Here is a 19,477-nt window from a genome sequence, read left to right on the forward strand (position 1 = left end):
AACGCCGGCAGCATGCGCCCGCGCACGGTCCACAGTGGATGTCCTATGAGGACAAGGATGAGCCGTGGTTCGGGTTCGAGGCGGTGCGGGAGCTGAAGGGCCTGCCGCCGGAGATCCTGCTGGTGCCGCTGGGCGGGCACACCCGCGGCCATGCGGGAGTGGCCGCCGCCACCGACGACGGCTGGCTGCTCAGCGCGGGGGACGCCTATTTCTTCCACAGCGAGCTGGACCCGGTGCGGCCGCACTGCCCGCCGGTGCTGGGCGCGTTCGAGCGCCGCATGCAGACGCTGCCGGGACCACGCCGCGAGAACCAGCAGCGCCTTCGGGAACTACGCCGTGAGCACCCGGAGATCACGGTGTTTTCGGCTCACCACGCGGTTGAGCTGCACCGGGTTCTGGCGGGATGACCTGCCACTGGCCCGCGTTCGGGTCGACGCCCGGCGTGTACGGCACGACCTCGGGCTCCGGGTCGATCGGCAGCCCCGCCGAGCGCATCATCTCCAGCGCCGCCGCGTCGCCCAGCGCGTCACCGAGCACGTTGACGCCCTCGGCGAGCGCGGCCTGCTGGGCACGGTGGGACAGCTCCACGATCTGGGCACTCAGCTCCTGCGCGCTCAGCTGGAGCGCGGACTCGTCGAGCTTCAGCTCCTTCAGCGCGCCGTGCACATCCACCGTCACCCGGAGGTTGTCGGGGCCGTTGTAGGCCCAGCCGCGCAGCTCCGCCAGCCGCGCGGGCAGCTGCTCGGTCAGGCGCAGGCGCTCCTCGGCGTCGGCGAGCAGGCGTTCCGCCGTGCGTCTGTCGTTCATCCCCGGGTCCAGTCGCGGTCGAAGTCGTCGTCCGACGCCAGCTCCGGGTCATAGCCCAGCCCGAGCTGCTCCCCGACGCGCGCGGCGTCCCGCCCGAGCACCTGTGCGTACAGGTGCTGCGCCCGCTGGTTCGCCTTCGCCGTCGCGCGCGCCGCGACGGACACCACGGTGTCGGCCAGGTACGCCGCGCCGTAGCGCATCGCCTGCGGGCTCAGCTGCACCGACCGCAACCGCCCGCCGACGCCGACCTCGACGGTCGCCCCGTCCGCGCTCGCCTTGCCGACGATCGTCGCGAAGTCCGGCTCACTCATGCCGAGGGCCTGAACACGCCCAGCAGCGGCTCGCCCGCGTTGCTCGTGCGCAGCGGCACGACGTGGCAGACGTCGCCGGTGTGCGGCTCCTCGACCATCTGCCCGTTGCCGATGTACATCGCGACGTGCCCGCTCCAGATGACCAGGTCGCCGGGCTGGATGTCCTTGATGTCGACCTTCTGCCCGATCGTCTGCGTCGCGGCGGTGCGCGGCAGCTTGATGCCCGCCTGGCTGTACGCCCACTGCGTCAGCCCGCTGCAGTCCATGCCCTTGTTCGGGTCCGTGCCGCCCCACACGTACGGCAGCCCGAGCCGCGACAGCGCCGCCCGCACGGCGATCGCGGCGCGCTCGCTCGGCGCGTTCACCGTCTGGCCGCCGGGCAGCTTGATCTGCGAGCCGCTGCCGTACTGGTCCGACGGCGGGAAAGTCATGGCGTGCCCGCTGGACGGGACGTCACCGCCACCGCCGCTGTATCCGCCACCTCCGCCGCCACCGCCGGAGTCGGTGGCGCGCGTGCCGAGCGGACCCGCGGGCGGCGCCGACGCCGGGGTGGTGGCGTTCATGCCGTTCATCAGGTCCTGCAGCCGGTCCTTGGCCGCGTTGACGATGTCCGCGGCCTCCTTCGCGTACTTCGCCGACATGCCGGCGATGACCGCGCGGGCCTGCAGCTCGGCGCCCGGGTCGGTGCTGCTCGCGGCCGCGTTGGCGAGGGTGCGGGCGTCGGCGTCGAACTCCGTCAGCAGCGCCTGGCACTGCTGCTGGGCGTTCTTGACCAAGCTGGTCGCGTCACCGATGGTCTGCGCCGTCTTCGACGCCCAGGTGGACGCGTCGTCGAGGGCCTGGGTGTGCTCCTTGGCCTTGACGCCGAACAGGTCGCCGCGGTCGCCGACCCAGTTGCCCTGCAGGCTGCTCGCCTCGGTCTGGTGCCGGGTGCCGTACTCGCCGAGCTTGGTCGACAGCGAGCTCAGGTCCGACTGCGCCTTGGCCGCGGCGCCGGTGTCCCCCTCCAGCTTGTCCGCGGCCTCCTTGATGGGCGCCTCGTAGGGCGCCAGGTCGATCGCCACGTGCGCGCCCCTCAGCCCAGGATCCGGCGCAGGTGGTCGCCGAACAGCTGCTCGTCGGCCTCGTAGTCGCCCTTCGCGGTGTGCACCGACTGGCCGAGGTCGTGCACGCTGCCCGCGACGGAGTGCACGTGGGTGTGCATGCGGTCGAGGTGGTCGGTCAGCGAGGCGTGCAGGCCGCTTTCGTGCCCGAGGTCGCCGAACAGGTTGGCGGGCAGCGACAGGTTGCCGGCCAGGTGCGTCTTCGCGGTGCCCACGATCTCGTCCGAGAGCGTGCCGGCGCGCGAGTGGTATCGGGCCAGGTCGGCGGTGTCGACGGAGATCCCATCAGCCATGCCGCCATGGTGCCCCATCGGGCAGCCCCGCGTGGGTGAAACGCGGCTATTTGACCACCGCGGCCGCGCGGTACCGCCAGAAGGCGGGCAGCATCGCGACGGCGATGACGATCAGCACGATCACGAGCACCCCACCGCCGGCGGAGGCGGCCGCGGTGCCGACCGCGGCGCCGCTCCAGCCGTGCGTGACGTCCGCGATGCGCGGCCCGCCCGCGACGACGACCGTGAAGGCGCCCTGCATCCGGCCGCGCATCTCGTCGGTCGCGGCGGCCTGCAGGATGGACTGCCGGTAGATCGCGCTGACCATGTCGGCCGCGCCACCGATGATCAGGAACGTGACGGCGAGCCACAGCGCGTGCGCCAGCCCGAACCCGACGATCGCCGCGCCCCACGCGCAGATCGCGACCACGACCGCGACACCCTGACGGCGGATCCGGCCGAGCCAGCCGGAGAACAGGCCGATGACGACCGAGCCGATCGGGATGGCGGCGAACAGCCAGCCCAGCGCGAGGCCGCCGCCCGGCGGGTCGCCGAAGGTCCGCTCGGCCATCTCGGGGAACAGGGCACGCGGCATGCCCGCGACCATCGCGATGATGTCGACGACGAAGCTCGCCAGCAGGACCTTCTGGGTGCCCATGTAGCGGAAGCCGTCGATCACGTCGCGCAGGCCGGCGCGGCGGGCCAGGCCGGACAGCGGCGGGAGCGCGGGCAGGCGCCAGACCGTGTAGAGGGTGAGCAGCAGGGCGATCGTGTCGATCAGGTAGAGGGTCGGCAGGCCGAGGACCGGCATCAGGGCGCCGGCCGCCATCGGGCCGAAGATCGTGCCGAACATGTTCATGGTGCCGCTGAGCGCCGTCGCGGCGGGGAGCAGCTCGGGAGCGACCAGGCGGGCGACGATCGCGCTGCGGGTGGGCATGTTGATCGCGAAGAACGCCTGGTTGAGGGCGAGGAGCACGAGCACGAGCCAGACCGAGCCGATGTTCAGCCAGGCCTGCAGCCACAGCAGCGCGGAGACGACGGCGATGCCGGCGTTGCCGAGGAGGAGCAGCTTGCGGCGGTCGACGGTGTCGGCGATCGCGCCGCCCCACAGGCCGAACACGAGCAGCGGCACGAGCGCGACGGCGCCGGTGAGGCCCACCCAGGCCGACGACCCGGTGAGGTCGAACACCTGCTTCGGCACCGCGACGGTGGTGAGCTGGCTGCCGATGGCGGTGACCGCTGTCCCGACCCAGAGACGGCGAAAAGCAGGCACCTTCAGCGGCTGGATGTCGATGACGACCGAACCGAACCGCTTGCGCTTCCTGCTGGCGCCCGCCTCGACACTCACAACGAACCAGCTTAGCGGAGCTAAGTAGTTGGTCCGTTGTGATTTCCGCTGAGCGAGATGGCGCTGGATGGGTGGTTTGGGCAGGGGCGGCGAGGGTGGCGGTGGCGGCGCGGTTTCGGGGAACCCGGGTGCGGGGGTCAGACGGCGGGTACCGCGAGCGATTGCGCAGCCACCCCCACTGGCCCGGTCCGACAGGCAGCACGCACCGCGACCGGCACCGGCCGCCCGCTCGTCACACCAAACAGGCCGGGGCTACCGCAGCACCCGCGACTACGGCGCCACCCGCACGATCTGCCACCCGTCGTGGGTGTGGACGTAGCGGAGGCGGTCGTGGAGGCGGTTCTGCTGCCCCTGCCAGAACTCGACCGTGTCCGGCTTGATGCGCCAGCCGCCCCAGTGCGGCGGGAAGGGCACCTTCTCGACATCGGCGAAGCGGCGCTCGATCGACGCCAGCGCGTTGTCCAGCTCCCGCCGGCTGCGCACCACCTGGGACTGCGGCGACGCCCACGCGCCCAGCTGCGAACCCCGCGGCCGCGAAGCCCAGTACTCCGCCGTCTCCTTGACATCGACCTTCTCGACCTCGCCGCGCACGGTCACCTGCCGGTGCAGCGAGTACCACGGGAAGGTCACCGACGCGTACCGCGTGACCGTCAGGTCGTGGCTCTTCGCCGAGGTGTAGTTCGTGTAGAACACCACGCCACGATCGTCGAGCCCCTTGCACAGCACGGTCCTCGACGAGGGCCGGCCCTCGGCGTCGGCGGTGGCGAGCACCATCGCGTTCGGTTCCGGGACCCCCGCCCCGATGGCCTGGTTCAGCCACCCCTGCAGCTGTTCGGTCCAGGTGCCCGCCAGATCGGACTCCTCCAGGGACTCCCCTTCGTAGGCCACCCGCATTCCGGGCAGTCGTACCGCTACGTCGTCGATGTTGCCGACCTCCGGCATGTGTCAACCTCCGCGCCCGCGCACGCATCAGTAATACAAGTGGATGAAGGTTGACGTTAGGGCCTGCGACGCCTGCGCGAAACCCGCCGAACGGTGACGCCTAACACGACATCTTCGGAAAACAACGCCTGGCTCGATCAAGACCCGCCTGCGCCGTCACCACATCGGGTGCCAACGCCGTGACCAGGGCGCCACCGTGTGCGAGCGGCGTGACCGACCACCAGTCGCCACCCGCGGGCTCCGGCGGATCCTCCCCGCCGACGAGCAGCTCCGTCGCGAGCACCCGCCGCCCGGCGAGGTGGGCGATGCTGCGGTCGAGCACCCCGACGTCCAGCGTCTGGTGCAGCAGTGGCACCCCGGCCCGCACGACGCGCTGGGTACTGCGCAGCACACCGGTCCGCTCACCCACGCGGCCGAGCACCAGGACCTCCCGCGTGTGGAACCGGGCGTCGTCATCCAGCGTCGCGAACAGCTCCGCGGCGTGCCGGGCGCGGGAGGTGACCACGGTCGGCTCCGGCAGGTACTCCAGCATCCCGCCGCGCTCGACCTCCACATGGACCGTCGAGCGGCTACCGCCCTCCCGATGCCCGGGCAGTGCCAGCGTCGCCGCGACCCCCGACAGCCGCAGCCGCGCACCGGCGCCGACCCGCACGGTCAGCGTCAGCTCGTCGCCGCCGAGCGGGGAGGTCGCCGAGCTGACGAGGTGCACGACAGCGGCACCGTTCGTGCGCTTCGGGAACAGCGTCAGCGGCGCCATCGACCTCAGCTCACGCAGCACGGTGCGGCCGTCGCGGTACTCGGCCACCAGCCGGGCGTCGGCTCTCATACCAGCTGCTTGCGGACCCAGTCGGCGACGTCCGGCGCGTTGGGAGTGTCCACAAGCGACTGGGTGATGACCGGCAGCTCGCCCCGCATCCGGTGCGCGTCCGAGGTCATCACCGCCATGTCCGCGCCGACGAACTGCGCGAGGTCGATCTTGTTGATCACCAGCAGATCCGCCGTCGTGACGCCGGGACCACCCTTGCGGGGGACCTTGTCACCACCGGCGACGTCCACCACGAACACCTGGCTGTCGGCGAGACCGCGGCTGAACACGGCTGTCAGGTTGTCCCCGCCGCTTTCGATGATCACCAGTTCCAGCCCGGGGAACCGCTCCTCGAGCCGCTCGACGGCGTCGAGGTTCGCGGTGATGTCGTCACGGATCGCGGTGTGCGGGCACGCGCCGGTCTGCACCGCCTCGATGCGCTCGACGTCGAGCACGCCCGCCCGGCGCAGGAAGTCCGCGTCCTCGGTCGTGTAGATGTCGTTGGTCACCACGGCCAGGTCGATCTCGTCGCCCAGCGCCCGGCACAAGGCCGCGACCAGTGCGGTCTTACCGCTGCCGACGGGACCGCCGATGCCGATGCGGAACGCGCGGCCGTGCTTCGCCGCCGCCGCGTACTGGTCGGGTTCGGCGGCCGTGGGGTCGAAGTTCACGGGATGGACGTGCCCGTGACCGTGCTCAGCTGGCAAAGAGACGCACCTCTTCCTTGTGGTGCCGAAGATGTGCTTCGGCGAGCAGGTCCAGTGCCGGGGCGTTGGGTGCCGGCAGCCGCGCCGGGTCGGCGCCCGCGGTGGCGGCGGCCTCGTCGGCGACGGCCTCGAGCCCTGGCGCCAATCGTGCCACCATCGCGTTCACGGTGAGCGGGTCGAAGCCGAGCAACCGCACCGCCGCGCTCGCCGGGCCGCTGACCGCGAGGTAGGCGAGCGCCAGTGCGGCGTCGCGCGGCGAGCTGCCGCCCGCTCCGGCGAGGGCGCCGGTGACGATCGGGTGGTGCGGACGCGGGGTCACGGCCAGCAGCTCGCCGATGGCGGGCCACGCGATCCGCCCGGCCCGGGCCGTCCCGCGGCCCTGCGCTCGTGACGCCTCCCGCTGCGCCGGCGACGGGGTGCGTGCGTCGAGCTCGGCGTCCAGCCGCAGCCAGTGTCCACTGTGGACATCTCGGCGGATGGCATGTGCCGCCGCCGCGGCGAAAGCGGCGGCCAGCAGGCCCGCCGTCCACAGCCGTCCGTGCAGGAACTCGGGCAGGTCCCGCTCGGCGGTCACCAGCCTGCGCGCGACGACCTCCTCCAGCCCGCCCGAGTGGACGTGCCCCCCGCCGGGGAAGCGGGAGTCGGCGAGCAGCAGCGCGGTGACGTCCATCAGAACAGGAAGTACCGTTGCGCCATCGGCAGTTCCGCCACCGGCTGTGGTTCGATCAGCTCGCCGTCGACGTGCACGGCGAAGCTGTCCGGGTCGACCTGCACGTCCGGCATCGCGTCGTTGAGCAGCATGTCCGCCTTGCCCACCGACCGCGTGTCCGCCACCGCCGCCAGCCGCCGCCGCAACCCGAAGGTGCCGGCGACATCGGCCTTGATCGCCGCCTCGGTGACGAAGTGCAGGCTGGTCTCGGTGGCGACAGAGGGCTGCGCCCCGAACATCGGCCGCGCGAGCACCGGCTGCGGGGTCGGGATCGAGGCGTTGGCGTCGCCCATCGCCGCCCAGGCCGGGAACCCGCCCTTGAGCACGACGTGTGGCCGCACGCCGAAGAACTTCGGCTCCCACAGCACCAGGTCGGCGAGCTTGCCGACCTCGACCGAGCCGATCTCGTGCGCCATGCCGTGGGCGATCGCGGGGTTGATCGTGTACTTGGCGACATAGCGCCGGGCCCGCAGGTTGTCCGCGGCACCGTCGCCGGGCAGCGCGCCGCGGCGGCGCTTCATCACGTGCGCCGTCTGCCAGGTCCGGATGACCACCTCGCCGATCCGGCCCATCGCCTGCGAGTCCGAGCTGATCATCGAGATCGCGCCCAGGTCGTGCAGCACGTCCTCGGCGGCGATGGTCGTCGGGCGGATGCGGCTCTCGGCGAACGCGAGGTCCTCGGGCACCGACGGGTTGAGGTGGTGGCAGACGACGAGCATGTCGAGGTGCTCTTCGAGGGTGTTCACGGTGTGCGGCCGGGTCGGGTTCGTCGACGAGGGCAGCACGTTCGGCAGCGAGACGACCTTGATGATGTCCGGCGCGTGCCCGCCGCCGGCGCCCTCGGTGTGGTACGCGTTGATCGACCGGCCGCCGATGGCGTCCACAGTGGACTCGAGGAAGCCGGCCTCGTTGAGGGTGTCGGTGTGGATGGCCACCTGCCCGCCGTACTCGTCGGCGACGGTCAGCGCGGCGTCGATCGCGGCCGGGGTCGAGCCCCAGTCCTCGTGCAGCTTCAGCCCGCCCGCGCCGGCCTCGAACTGTTCCCGCAGCGCCTCGTGCCGGACGGTGTTCCCCTTGCCCAGCAACAGGACGTTGACTGGCAGCGCGTCCATCGAGCGCAGCATCCGGCCCAGGTTCCAGGCGCCGGGCGTGACGGTGGTGGCCTTGCTGCCCTCGACCGGACCGGTGCCGCCGCCGACCAGCGTCGTCAGCCCCGAGGCGAGCGCGGTGTCCACGAGCTGTGGGCAGATGAAGTGCACATGGCAGTCGATGCCGCCCGCGGTGAGGATCTTCCCGTTACCCGCCAGCACTTCCGTGGACGGGCCGAGCACCAGCGCCGGGTCCACGCCGTCCATCGTGTCGGGGTTGCCCGCCTTGCCGATGCCGACGACCCGCCCGTCCCGGATGCCGACGTCGGCCTTGACGACACCCCAGTGGTCGAGGATCACCGCACCGGTGATCACCAGGTCGGGCGCGCCCTCGGCGCGGGTGGCCATGCCCTGGCCCATGGACTCCCGGATGACCTTGCCGCCGCCGAACAGCACCTCGTCGCCGGCGCCAGGACCCATGCTGCGGTCCTCGGTCACCTCGATGAGCAGGTCGGTGTCGGCGAGCCGGATGCGGTCGCCGACCGTGGGCCCGAACAGCTCGACGTACCGCTCGCGGTCGATGGCGCTCATCGCTGCAGCCCCGGGACGACCTTGGCGCCCGCCAGCGGCACGAGGTCCACCTCGCGGTCCACCCCCGGTTCGAAGCGCACCGACGTGCCGGCCGGGATGTCGAGGCGATGCCCCTGCGCGGCGCCGCGGTCGAAGTCGAGGGCGCTGTTGGTCTGCGCGAAGTGGAAGTGCGAGCCGACCTGCACCGGCCGGTCGCCGGTGTTGACCACCCGGAGCGTGGTCCGCGGCCTGCCTGGGTTGAGCTCGACCGGCTCGGCGGCCGGGAGGATCTCTCCAGGGTGCACGGGAACCTCCTAGACGATGGGGTCGTGCACGGTCACGAGCTTCGTGCCGTCCGGAAAAGTGGCCTCGACCTGCACGGAGTCCACCATCTCCGGAATGCCGGGCAGCACCTGCCCGCGGTCGAGGACGTTGCGCCCGCCCGCGACGAGGTCGGTGACGCTCAGCCCGTCCCGCGCGCCCTCGAGCACGTAGTCGGTGATGAGCGCGACCGCCTCGGGGTAGTTGAGCTTCACCCCGCGCTCCAGCCGGCGCCGCGCCACGTCGGCGGCGACGTGGATCAGCAGTTTGTCCCGTTCCTGCGGGCTCAGATGCATCCACCAGGTCTATCACCGCCGGCCCGTACACGCGCCCGCGAGAAACACAGGATTTACACGAGATCGGCCAACTCGACTGAATCGTTCTCGTAATCGTGACCGAAACCACCGCTTCTTTCGATTGCGACCCGGCTGGCGGGGGTGCATGGTTTGGGCACCGTGCGACGAGGCGCGTCCCCGCGTGTCGATCGCGCGAGAAACGTGACTCAAGGCAACTGTCGGGGAACGCACATCGAAAGGTCTCCCACCGTGACTACCTCAGCGCCTGTTGCGAGCAACCAGCCTGCGGCCGAGCCGGATGACGGGTTCAAACCCGGCTTGGAGGGCGTTGTCGCCTTCCGGACCGAGATCGCCGAACCCGACCGCGACGGCGGCGCGCTGCGCTACCGCGGCGTGGACATCGAGGACCTGGCGGGCAAGGTCAGCTTCGGCGACGTGTGGGGCCTGCTGGTCGACGCCAGGTTCGGCAACGGCCTGCCGCCCGCCGAGCCGTTCCCGCTGCCCGTGCACAGCGGCGACGTGCGGGTGGATGTACAGGCCGCGCTCGCCATGGTGGCGCCGATCTGGGGTTACCGGCCGCTGCTGGACATCAGCGACGAGGAAGCCCGCGACAACCTCGCCCGTGCCTCGGTGATGGCGTTGTCCTACGTCGCGCAGTCGGCGCGGGGCGTCGGCGTCCCCGCGGTGCCGCAGTCCAGGGTGGACGAAGCGAAGACCATCACCGAACGGTTCATGATCCGCTGGCGCGGTGAACCGGACCCGGCGCACGTGAAGGCCCTGGACGCGTACTGGGTGTCCGCCGCCGAGCACGGCCTGAACGCCTCCACCTTCACCGCGCGCGTGATCGCGTCCACGGGCGCGGACGTCGCCGCCGCCATGTCGGGTGCGATCGGCGCGATGTCCGGGCCGCTGCACGGTGGCGCGCCGGCGCGGGTGCTGCCGATGATCGAGGAGGTCGAGCGCACGGGTGACGCCCGCAAGATGGTCAAGGGCATCCTCGACCGCAAGGAACGGCTGATGGGCTTCGGTCACCGCGTGTACCGCGCGGAGGACCCCCGCGCCCGCGTGCTGCGCCGGACCTGCAAGGAGCTGGGCGCCGAGCGGTACGAGATCGCCGAAGCGCTGGAGCAGGCCGCGCTGGCGGAGCTGCGCGAGCGGCGTCCCGACCGTCCGATCGAGACGAACGTCGAGTTCTGGGCCGCGGTGATCCTGGACTTCGCGAAGGTGCCGCCGCACATGATGCCCGCCATGTTCACCTCGGCGCGCACCGCCGGCTGGGCCGCGCACATCCTGGAGCAGAAGCGCACCGGCAGGCTGGTCCGCCCGTCCGCGACCTACGTCGGGCCGGGCCCGCGCCAGCCGCGCGAGGTCGAAGGCTGGGACGCGATCGGCAAGTAGCCGCTGTCCGCCGGACGGTGGACACGAGGTTCAGCGGACGCCTCGCGCGCGGAGCCGGCCGGGGCGGACCGCGGCGGTGCCCACCGCGATGGCCCGCGGGCTGCTGCCCTGATCAGTGCCGGGCAGAATGTCGTCATGTTGCCCAGCACCGAGTTCGCCCTGCTCCGCCGGTTGGCCGCCGAACAGGCCGCCGCGCGCGTGCCCTCCGTCGTCGGCGCCGTGGTTCGCGACGGCGAGCTGCTGTGGTCCGGCGCGCGAGGCTTGGTCGAGGGCGCGGCGCCCGACGACGACACGCAGTACCGGCTGGGCTCGATCACCAAGTCGCTCGTCGCGGTCCTCGTCATGCGGCTGCGCGACGAGGGCAGGCTCGACCTCAACGACCCGCTCGACAAGCACGTGCCCGGCACCGGTTTCGGCTCGTCGACGATCGCGCAACTGCTCTCGCACACCGGCGGCCTCACCTCGGAGTCGCCCGGCTCGTGGTGGGAGCGCAGCGTCGGCGGCGACTGGGCGGCCCTGCAGGCGAGCCTCGCCCAGGACGCGCTGAAGAACCGGCCCGGCAGCCGGTTCCACTACTCCAACGTCGGCTACGGCGTGCTCGGCGAGCTGATCGCGCGCCACCGCGGCACGAGCTGGCTCGACGCGCTGCGCGCGGAGATCCTGGTGCCGCTGGCCATGTCCCGTACGACGCCCCACCCGGAGGGCAAGCACGCCAACGGGTACGCGGTGCACCCGTTCGCCGACCTCCTGCTGCCCGAGCCCAGCCCCGACGCCGGGGCGATGGCGCCCGCCGGGCAGCTGTGGTCGACGGTCGTCGACCTCGCCCGCTGGACCTCGTTCGTCGGCGGCCACACCGGCGACGTGCTGCGCCCGGAGACGATGGCCGAGATGCGCGCGGTGGCGACGGTCGACGACGGCGACGTGTGGACCTCGGGCTACGGCCTCGGCCTGCAGCTCGTGCGCCACCAGGGCCGCCGCCTCGCCGGGCACACCGGGTCGATGCCGGGCTTCCTGGCGACCACGCTGGTCGACCCGGCGACCGGCACCGGCGCACTCGCGATGGCCAACACCACTTCGGGCCCGGCGATCCTGTCCCTGGTCATCGACCTGATCTCGATCGCCGACGAGCACGAGCCCAAGCTGCCCGCCGAATGGCGCCCCACCGAGGTCGACCGCGACCTGCTGGCGCTGACCGGCCTGTGGCACTGGGGCCCGACGCCGTACCACCTGCGCCTCATCCCGGGCGGGATGCTGGACCTCGCGCCGGTGGCGTCCGGGCGCGCCTCCCGGTTCCGGCCGGTCGGCGCGGACGAGTGGCTCGGGCTCGACGGCTACTACGCGGGCGAGACCCTGCGGCTCGTCAGGGCCGCCGACGGCACCCCCTCCCACCTGGACCTGGCCACGTTCATCTTCACCCGCACCCCCTACGACCCGGCCGCGCCGATCCCCGGCGGCGTCGACGAAGCCGGCTGGCGCACATGACAGACTGGGCCCCATGACCGAGTTGACGATCCCCGCTGAACTCAAGCCCAGCGACGGGCGCTTCGGCTGCGGGCCCTCGAAGGTCCGGGCGGAGCAGCTCGCCAACCTCGCCGCCGAGGGGGCGAAGTACCTGGGCACCTCCCACCGGCAGAAGCCGGTGAAGTCCCTGGTCGGGCGGGTGCGCGCGGGATTGTCCGAGCTGTTCTCGCTGCCCGAGGGCTACGAGGTCGTGCTCGGCAACGGCGGCACCACGGCGTTCTGGGACGCGGCGGCGTTCGGCCTGGTGCGCGAGCGCTCGCAGCACTTCACCTACGGCGAGTTCTCGTCGAAGTTCGCCGCGGTCACCAAGGGCGCGCCGTTCCTGGCCGACCCGGTCGTGGTGAAGTCGGAGCCGGGCAGTGCTCCCGAGATCGCCTACGAGCAGGGCGTGGACCTGGTCGGCTGGGCGCACAACGAGACCTCGACGGGTGTCGCGGTGCCGGTGCGCCGCCCCGCGGGCAGCGAGGGCGCGCTCGTCGCGATCGACGCGACCTCGGGCGCCGGCGGTCTGCCGGTCAAGGCCGAGGACTTCGACGTCTACTACTTCGCGCCGCAGAAGTCGTTCGCCTCCGACGGTGGCCTGTGGCTGGCGCTCATGTCGCCCGCGGCGCTGGAGCGGGTCGGCGAGATCGGCGCGAGCGACCGCTGGATCCCGGAGTTCCTGTCGCTGACCACGGCGCTGGACAACTCCCGCAAGGACCAGACGTACAACACCCCCGCGGTGGCGACGCTGTTCCTGCTGGCCGACCAGATCGAGTGGATGCTCGGCAACGGCGGCCTGGACTGGACGGTCGCGCGCACCAAGGACTCCTCGGACCGGCTGTACGAGTGGGCCGAGGAGACCAGCTACACGGTGCCGTTCGTCAAGGACCCGGCGCTGCGCTCGCAGGTCGTGGGCACCGTGGACTTCGTCGACGAGGTCGACGCGGCCGAGGTCGCCAAGGTGCTGCGCGCCAACGGCATCGTCGACGTGGAGCCCTACCGCAAGCTGGGCCGCAACCAGCTGCGGATCGGCATGTTCCCCGCCATCGAGCCGGGCGACATCACGGCGCTGATCAGCTGCATCGAGTTCGTGGTGGAACGGCTGCCCCAGAAGTAGAACTGGGCTGACGACGGAGATGATGGTGGCCGGCATCGCCGGCCACCATCATCTTTTGTCGGCAACGGCACGAGGAACACCGAAAACCTGCGGTCCCAGCGCCGGGCGATCCTGCCCGAGAATCCCCTGTTCGTGACCGCCGGGGCCAGGCGTGTCCCGGCGACAGCGGGCGGTTTCATGCGTGAAGATCAACAACTGGGTACCGGGATGTCGGCGCGCCTGCACCGTCAAGGCGACGCGCCGTTCTACCGTTAACACCCACAAAGGTGAAGTCTGGAGGAGGCGGCTGATGCGAGCGCTGAGGGTTGTCGGGATACACGAGGACGGTAAGTCCATCGTGTGCGAAGACCCGGCGCGCCGCGAACGTTTCCTCCTGCCTGCCGATGAAAGACTGCGGGCGGCCGCGAGGGGCGACATCACCCGGCTCGGTCAGATCGAAATCGAGTTGGAGAGTCAGATGCGACCACGCGAGATCCAGGCCCGGATCCGGGCCGGCGAATCCGTGCAGCAGGTGGCGGCCTCCGCGGGTGTGCCGGAACAGCGGGTCGAGCGGTTCGCGTACCCGGTGCTGCTCGAACGATCACGGATCGCGGAACTGGCCCAGGGCGCGCACCCGGTCCGCGAGGACGGCCCCGACGTGCGGACGCTCGGTGAGGTCGTGGCGTACGCGTTCGGCGTACGCGGGCAGGACTACGGGCACGCCGAGTGGGACGCGTGGAAGGACGACGGCAAGTGGGTCGTCGCGCTGCGCTGGCAGACCGGCCGCTCGGACATGAGCGCGCACTGGTCGTTCGCGCCGGGCGCACACGGCGGCACCGTCAACGCGCTCGACGACCACGCCGAGGAGCTGCTCGATCCGCACCGCGCGCCGCGCACGCTGCGGGCCGTCGAGCCCGATCCGCTGCCGGTCGCCGAGCCAGAGCAGCCGATGCTCACCGCGGAAGAGCCCGAAGCCGCCGCGCCCGAGCCGCCTGCCGAGCCCGAGCCGGAGCCGGAACCCAAGTCCGCGGTGCCGGCGAAGCCGAAGTCGAAGAAGAACCACCCGGCGGTCCCGGCGTGGGAGGACGTCCTCCTGGGCGTCCGCTCCCAGCGCGGCTAGGCGTCCAGCTCTGCGACGAGCTTCTTGGGGGCGACTACGCGGTAGGCGTCGGTGACGATCGCGCGGATCTCGGCCCAGTCCACCGGCACGTCCAGCCACACGCCGAGCCAGCCGCGGCGACCGACGTACGGGGGCCGGAAGAAGCGCTCCGGCTCCTCGGCGACCAGCTCCTCCTGCGCACCGGGCGGCGCGGCGCACCAGAACGCGAGCCGGTCGTCGTGGTGGTGGTCGGCGAACATCACGAACGTCTTCTTGTCCCGCACGAACCAGGCCGGCTCGCCGTGGCTCGGGCGCTCCGTCGTCTCCGGCAGCGCCAGGCACAGCTTCCGCAGCTCTTCGAGCGGCTTCATGGCCGGACCATCCCCTCAGAATGCCACCGTGAGCACCCCGAACCAGGCCAGCACGCAGCCGGCGGCCGCGCCGAGGGCGATCCAGCGCACGATCGGCAGGCGCCGTGCCAGCCACAGCGACGGCGCCAGGCCTGCGGTGACCACGGCGGACGCCAGCAGCACGACCCAGCCCGCGGTCTCGGCGGCCAGCGCCACGGCGAGCGCGAGCATCGCCGTGATCACCACGGCCGCGACGAACCCTGCGACCACGAGGCCGGTCCCCCACGGCGTGGGCTCGTCGCCGACCTCCGCCGCGCCGAACAACCGGCGAGTGAGGCTCTGTTCCGCCTGCTCCGGCGGCAGCGGCTGCACCACTACGACCTCGTCGGTCACCGGGTCGACGTAGTGCACCGGCGTGCCCATCACCGTGGCCACGCGGGCGGCGAGCTGCTGCCCGCGTCGCGAGACGACCGGCGCCGCCTCCCCCGGCCCCGCGCGCTCGGCCGCGCGGCGGACCGCGGCGGCGACGCGCGCCCACTCGTGCAAGGCGTCGGCCAGTTCGACGCCGAGCGCCAGGCTGTGCGGATCGATCTCGCGCGTGTAGGCCTCGCCGTGCCCCTTCAGCACGGCTCGCTCCCCGCGGATCCGCAACTCCACGCGTATGCCTCCCCGTCCAGCGCCTGCGAACGCGAGTAACTTACCGCCCGGCGAGCTCGTAGAAGGCGACCGCTGCCGCAGTGGCGACGTTGAGCGAGTCGACGCCTTCGGCCATCGGGACACGCACCGCGACATCCGCCGCCCCGAGCGCTTCCTCGGTGAGCCCCGGACCCTCCGAACCGAGCAGCAACGCGATCTTCCCACCGTCGGCGGCCAGTTCGCGCAACGGCACCGAATCGGCCCGCGGGGTCAGCGCCGCGACCCGGAAACCCTTCTCCTTCAGCGATGTCAGCCCGGCCGGCCACGGTTCGAGCGGGGCGAACGGGACGCGCAGGACGTTGCCCATGGAAACCCGCACACTGCGCCGGTAGAGCGGATCCGAACAACCCGGCCCGAGCAGGACGCCGCCGAGGCCGAACGCGGCCGCGTTGCGGAACAGCGCGCCCAGGTTTTCGTGGTCGCCGACACCTTCCGGTACCGCGAGTACCCGTGCCCGCGCGACAATCTCCCCTGCGGACGACCGCGGCGCCCGATCGGCCACCGCGAGCACACCGCGGTTGAGGTGGAAGCCGACGATCTCGGCCATCAGCTCGGCGGACGTGACGTAGGCGGGCACGTCCACCCCGGCCAGCTCCGGCTCCAGTTCTTCAATCCGGCGCGCCACGCCTAAAAGCGCCCGAACGGGGTAATCGGACGCGAGCAGGCGACGGACGACGACCGTGCCCTCGGCGATCACGAAACCGCGCCCGCCGGGGCGGTCCGGCCTCCGGTCGGCTGTGGACAGGTGACGAAAGTCGTCGACACGGGGGTCGTCGACCTTCTGGACGGAGATACGTTGCGCCACGGAGACGAGTCTGGCCTCGGGGTGGTTGCTCCGAACGAGGCGGGTATCGCTACGGCGAACGGGTCAGCTTCGGTTCCCCTCCGGATAGCCGACCGGACAGCACCAGTTTGGCCGATAGCCCTTGAAGCGATGCTGTGTAACTGTTGTCCGCCGGGCAAGAGCGCCCAGACTCCGCGACGGACCCGGACGAACGAAGCAGGGAAGGCATGGGCCAGGATCTTTCGGCTGACGGCTTCAACCCACGCGACCGGGCCAAGTACCGCCGCAAGGTCCAGCGATGTCTCGACACACTGGGCCGAATGCTCGGCGACGGCGGATTCTCTTTCCCCCGAAGACATATCGGGCTGGAAGTCGAGCTGAACCTGGTCGACGGGACGATGGGTCCCGCGATGACGAACCAGGAAGTGCTGGACGCACTGGACAATCCGTCCTTCACCACCGAACTCTCGCAGCACAATATAGAACTGAACGTACCGCCCAGGCCACTGGCCGGGAACTCCGCGATCGAACTGGAACGCGATCTTCGCGGCTACTTGACCGACGCCGACGACAAGTCGGCCTGCTCCGGCGCGCGGCTGGCGATGATCGGCATCCTGCCGACGTTGACGCACGATCACTTCGACCAGAAGTGGATCACCAACAGCACCCGCTACACCATGCTCAATGACCAGATCTTCGCCGCCCGCGGCGAGCACGTCACGTTGTCGCTGGACGGCGCGGCGATGCGGGGGCACAAGGCGGAACGGCTGCGGACGCACTCCGAGTCGATCCTCCCCGAGGCCGCCTGCACGTCGCTGCAGCTGCACCTGCAGGTCGCGCCCGAGGAGTTCGCCGCGCACTGGAACGCCGCGCAGTGCCTGGCCGGCGTCCAGGTCGCGGTCGGCGCGAACTCGCCGTTCCTGCTGGGCAAGGCGCTGTGGCACGAGACGCGGATCCCGCTGTTCCTGCAGGCCACGGACACCCGTCCGGAGGAGCTGAAGAACCAGGGCGTGCGGCCACGCGTGTGGTTCGGCGAACGCTGGATCACCTCGATCTTCGACCTGTTCGAGGAGAACGTCCGCTACTTCCCCGGTCTGCTCCCGGAGACCGACGACGAGGACCCGGTCGACGCGCTGGACTCCGGCCAGGCGCCGAAGCTGGCGGAACTGCGGCTGCACAACGGAACCGTGTGGCGGTGGAACAGGCCGGTGTACGACGTCGTGGACGGCAAGCCGCACCTGCGCGTGGAGAACCGGGTGCTGCCCGCCGGGCCGACCGTGGTCGACATGATGGCCAACGCGGCGTTCTTCTACGGCGCACAACGCGCGCTCGCCGAGGCCGAGCGTCCTATTTGGACACAGATGTCCTTCCAGGCCGCCGAGGAGAACCTGTACGCCGGAGCACGCAACGGGTTCGACGCGCAGCTGTACTGGCCGGGCATCGGCTGGATCCCGCCGGACGAGCTGACCCTGCGGGTCCTGCTGCCGCTGGCCTACGACGGGCTGCGCACGGCTGACGTCAGCGAAGCCTCGATCGAGCGATACCTGGGCATCATCGAGCAGCGGTGCCTCACCAAGCGCAACGGCGCCTGGTGGCAGCGGGAGACGGTGGCCCTCGCGGAACAGCACGGCTCGGACCGCGAGACGGCGCTGTCGACGATGCTGGAGCGCTACCTGTCACTCTCCGCAACCGAGGAGCCGGTGCACACCTGGTCGGTGGAACTGTGAATTTAGGGTAGCCTTACCAGTCGCGCTCGCTTACGCTCGAGGTCATGGCAGCTACTCTGACCGTGGAACAGACCCCGTTCTCGACGATGCTGCGCGAGTCCACCAGGGACGTGCACGAGCGTGCCCACCGGTCCGCTTTCATGGACGCCCTGTTCGACGGCAGGCTCCCGCTGCGGGCGTACGCGCGCCTGGCGGCCCAGTACCACTTCATCTACCAGGCGATCGAGGAAGCGTCCGACGCGCTGGCCTGCCATCCGGTCGGCGGTGCCTTTGTGTTCGACGAGCTGCGGCGCGGGCCGGCGCTGGCCGCGGACCTGGCGTTCCTGGTCGGCGAGGACTGGGCCGAACGGGTGACACCGGTGCCGGCCACCGAGGACTACGTCCGTCGCATCCGGACGGTCGCCGCCGACTGGCCCGGCGGCTACGTCGCCCACCACTACACCCGCTACCTGGGTGACCTCGCCGGCGGGCAGGCCGTGCGCGGGCTGCTCAAGCGCACCTACGGCGTCGAAGGCCCTGGCGCGCTGTTCTACCACTTCGACCTCGGCAACGTGCCCGCGTTCCGCAAGCGCTACCGGGCGCTGCTCGACGAAGCGCCGTGGGACGAGGCCGAGCGCCGGCGCATCGTCACCGAGACGCTGGTCGCGTTCGAGCTCAACGTGGCCCTGCTCGCCGACCTCGCCGACGAAGTACCGGGGTGATCACGCGCACACCTGGTTGACCTCCAGCAAGCTGGAGATCGCAGGCTGGTGACGGGCGCCTTCCCGGGGTGTGGATCACCAACTCCCCGGTTAGCCACCCGATACGGTTGCTACTAGGTTGGTGGCGCAGGGATTTTGCGTCAGATAAGAAGGAGGGCTGATGGCCCGGTACGAGCTTCCCGATCTGGACTACGACTACGGCGCGCTTGCTCCGCACATCTCGGCTCAGATCAACGAGCTGCACCACAGCAAGCACCACGCCACCTACGTCAAGGGCGCGAACGACACCCTGGACAAGCTGGCCGAGGCGCGCGACAAGGGCGACTTCTCCTCGATCGTCGGGCTGGAGACCACGCTGGCCTTCAACCTGGCCGGTCACGCGAACCACGTCGTGTGGTGGAAGATCCTCTCGCCCGAAGGCGGCGACAAGCCGACCGGCGAGCTCGCGCAGGCGATCGACGACGCGTTCGGCTCCTGGGACAAGTTCCAGGCGCAGTTCACCGCCGTCGCCACGACCATCCAGGGCAACGGCTGGGCCGCGCTCTCCTGGGACCCGGTCGGCAAGACGCTGATCACCCAGCAGCTGCGCGACCACCACAACAACCTGGTCCTGCCGACGGTTCCGATCCTGCTGGTGGACGTGTGGGAGCACGCGTTCTACCTGGACTACAAGAACGTCAAGGCGGACTACGTCAAGGCGCTCTGGAACGTCTACAACTGGGCCGAGGTCAGCAAGCGGTTCGACAACGCCGTCTCCGGCGGGAACGGCCTGCTTCTCTGAGAGTCGTGCAGCGCCATCGGGGTCCTTCCTCAGCTGGAAGGGCCCCGTTTCGTTTTTCGGTTG

General features: G+C 71.0%; 22 protein-coding genes and 1 pseudogene. 8 read left to right on the top strand and 15 right to left on the bottom strand.

What is annotated here, in order from left to right; genetic code table 11:
• Positions 1-20: 20 nt before the first annotated feature.
• Positions 21-407 (top strand): annotated as a pseudogene (locus tag LWP59_RS35360) (MBL fold metallo-hydrolase); the annotation flags it as partial.
• Here LWP59_RS35360 and LWP59_RS35365 read toward each other — a convergent pair.
• The 12 genes from LWP59_RS35365 to LWP59_RS35420 form a co-directional block, all read right to left on the bottom strand.
• Entirely contained in the window at positions 352-807 is a 456-nt protein-coding gene (locus tag LWP59_RS35365) for a hypothetical protein (protein ID WP_144634878.1), read from the bottom strand. The pseudogene LWP59_RS35360 and the gene LWP59_RS35365 overlap by 56 nt on opposite strands.
• A complete protein-coding gene (locus LWP59_RS35370) occupies positions 804-1,118 on the bottom strand; it encodes a YbaB/EbfC family DNA-binding protein (RefSeq protein WP_144634875.1) in 315 nt (104 codons plus the stop codon). The genes LWP59_RS35365 and LWP59_RS35370 overlap by 4 nt, the downstream gene beginning before the upstream one ends.
• Positions 1,115-2,182, bottom strand: coding sequence for a C40 family peptidase (locus tag LWP59_RS35375; protein ID WP_144634872.1), 1,068 nt, complete (start codon positions 2,180-2,182; stop codon positions 1,115-1,117). The genes LWP59_RS35370 and LWP59_RS35375 overlap by 4 nt, the downstream gene beginning before the upstream one ends.
• An 11-nt stretch (positions 2,183-2,193) precedes the next feature.
• Positions 2,194-2,514, bottom strand: coding sequence for a hypothetical protein (locus LWP59_RS35380; RefSeq protein WP_144634869.1), 321 nt, complete (start codon positions 2,512-2,514; stop codon positions 2,194-2,196).
• A 46-nt stretch (positions 2,515-2,560) separates the two neighbouring features.
• A complete protein-coding gene (locus LWP59_RS35385; RefSeq protein WP_144634864.1) occupies positions 2,561-3,841 on the bottom strand; it encodes an MFS transporter in 1,281 nt (426 codons plus the stop codon).
• 270 nt (positions 3,842-4,111) lie between these two features.
• Positions 4,112-4,783, bottom strand: coding sequence for a pyridoxamine 5'-phosphate oxidase (gene pdxH, locus LWP59_RS35390; protein WP_144634860.1), 672 nt, complete (start codon positions 4,781-4,783; stop codon positions 4,112-4,114).
• Positions 4,784-4,883: 100 nt separating this feature from the next.
• Entirely contained in the window at positions 4,884-5,609 is a 726-nt protein-coding gene (locus tag LWP59_RS35395) for an urease accessory protein UreD (RefSeq protein WP_144634857.1), read from the bottom strand.
• The gene (gene ureG / locus LWP59_RS35400) at positions 5,606-6,295 is read right to left on the bottom strand and encodes an urease accessory protein UreG (RefSeq protein ID WP_144634854.1); all 690 of its coding nucleotides are present in this window, start codon (positions 6,293-6,295) and stop codon (positions 5,606-5,608) included. Before ureG ends, LWP59_RS35395 begins: the two co-directional genes overlap by 4 nt.
• On the bottom strand, positions 6,285-6,965 hold the full coding sequence (locus tag LWP59_RS35405) for an urease accessory protein UreF (RefSeq protein WP_144634851.1): 681 nt from the start codon (positions 6,963-6,965) through the stop codon (positions 6,285-6,287). The genes ureG and LWP59_RS35405 overlap by 11 nt, the downstream gene beginning before the upstream one ends.
• Positions 6,965-8,683, bottom strand: a complete 1,719-nt coding sequence (locus tag LWP59_RS35410) for an urease subunit alpha (protein ID WP_144634849.1) — start codon at positions 8,681-8,683, stop codon at positions 6,965-6,967. The genes LWP59_RS35405 and LWP59_RS35410 overlap by 1 nt, the downstream gene beginning before the upstream one ends.
• Entirely contained in the window at positions 8,680-8,967 is a 288-nt protein-coding gene (locus LWP59_RS35415) for an urease subunit beta (RefSeq protein WP_144634846.1), read from the bottom strand. Before LWP59_RS35415 ends, LWP59_RS35410 begins: the two co-directional genes overlap by 4 nt.
• A 9-nt stretch (positions 8,968-8,976) precedes the next feature.
• Entirely contained in the window at positions 8,977-9,279 is a 303-nt protein-coding gene (locus LWP59_RS35420; RefSeq protein WP_144634843.1) for an urease subunit gamma, read from the bottom strand.
• A gap of 249 nt (positions 9,280-9,528) precedes the next feature.
• Between LWP59_RS35420 and LWP59_RS35425 the strand changes: the two genes are divergently transcribed.
• The 4 genes from LWP59_RS35425 (at position 9,529) to sepH (ending at position 14,396) form a co-directional block, all read left to right on the top strand.
• Positions 9,529-10,677 (top strand): citrate synthase 2, encoded by a 1,149-nt coding sequence (locus tag LWP59_RS35425; protein ID WP_144634840.1) that lies wholly within the window; start codon positions 9,529-9,531, stop codon positions 10,675-10,677.
• A 135-nt stretch (positions 10,678-10,812) separates the two neighbouring features.
• Positions 10,813-12,159, top strand: coding sequence for a serine hydrolase domain-containing protein (locus LWP59_RS35430; protein WP_144634837.1), 1,347 nt, complete (start codon positions 10,813-10,815; stop codon positions 12,157-12,159).
• Between the two features lie 13 nt (positions 12,160-12,172).
• Positions 12,173-13,297, top strand: coding sequence for a phosphoserine transaminase (gene serC / locus LWP59_RS35435; protein WP_144634834.1), 1,125 nt, complete (start codon positions 12,173-12,175; stop codon positions 13,295-13,297).
• A gap of 289 nt (positions 13,298-13,586) precedes the next feature.
• Positions 13,587-14,396: a septation protein SepH gene (sepH, locus tag LWP59_RS35440; protein ID WP_144634831.1), complete on the top strand. Its 810-nt coding sequence runs from the start codon at positions 13,587-13,589 to the stop codon at positions 14,394-14,396.
• On the opposite strand, the gene LWP59_RS35445 is transcribed toward sepH, so the two are convergent.
• From LWP59_RS35445 to LWP59_RS35455, 3 genes are read right to left on the bottom strand one after another with little or no spacing between them, the layout of a single operon-like run.
• Positions 14,393-14,746: an MmcQ/YjbR family DNA-binding protein gene (locus LWP59_RS35445; protein ID WP_144634828.1), complete on the bottom strand. Its 354-nt coding sequence runs from the start codon at positions 14,744-14,746 to the stop codon at positions 14,393-14,395. The two genes, sepH and LWP59_RS35445, sit on opposite strands and share 4 nt — an antisense overlap.
• Positions 14,747-14,761: 15 nt before the next feature.
• On the bottom strand, positions 14,762-15,382 hold the full coding sequence (locus LWP59_RS35450; RefSeq protein ID WP_144634825.1) for a DUF2537 domain-containing protein: 621 nt from the start codon (positions 15,380-15,382) through the stop codon (positions 14,762-14,764).
• Between the two features lie 40 nt (positions 15,383-15,422).
• On the bottom strand, positions 15,423-16,226 hold the full coding sequence (locus LWP59_RS35455; protein WP_144634822.1) for a TrmH family RNA methyltransferase: 804 nt from the start codon (positions 16,224-16,226) through the stop codon (positions 15,423-15,425).
• 206 nt (positions 16,227-16,432) lie between these two features.
• Between LWP59_RS35455 and LWP59_RS35460 the strand changes: the two genes are divergently transcribed.
• From LWP59_RS35460 to LWP59_RS35470, 3 genes are all read left to right on the top strand, one after another.
• Positions 16,433-17,932, top strand: coding sequence for a glutamate--cysteine ligase family protein (locus LWP59_RS35460; RefSeq protein ID WP_144634820.1), 1,500 nt, complete (start codon positions 16,433-16,435; stop codon positions 17,930-17,932).
• 44 nt (positions 17,933-17,976) lie between these two features.
• Positions 17,977-18,633, top strand: a complete 657-nt coding sequence (locus LWP59_RS35465) for a biliverdin-producing heme oxygenase (protein ID WP_144634817.1) — start codon at positions 17,977-17,979, stop codon at positions 18,631-18,633.
• Positions 18,634-18,793: 160 nt separating this feature from the next.
• Positions 18,794-19,414 (top strand): superoxide dismutase, encoded by a 621-nt coding sequence (locus LWP59_RS35470; protein WP_144634814.1) that lies wholly within the window; start codon positions 18,794-18,796, stop codon positions 19,412-19,414.
• Positions 19,415-19,477 lie beyond the last annotated feature (63 nt).

It is taken from the genome of Amycolatopsis acidiphila (assembly GCF_021391495.1).
Taxonomy (GTDB): domain Bacteria; phylum Actinomycetota; class Actinomycetes; order Mycobacteriales; family Pseudonocardiaceae; genus Amycolatopsis_E; species Amycolatopsis_E acidiphila.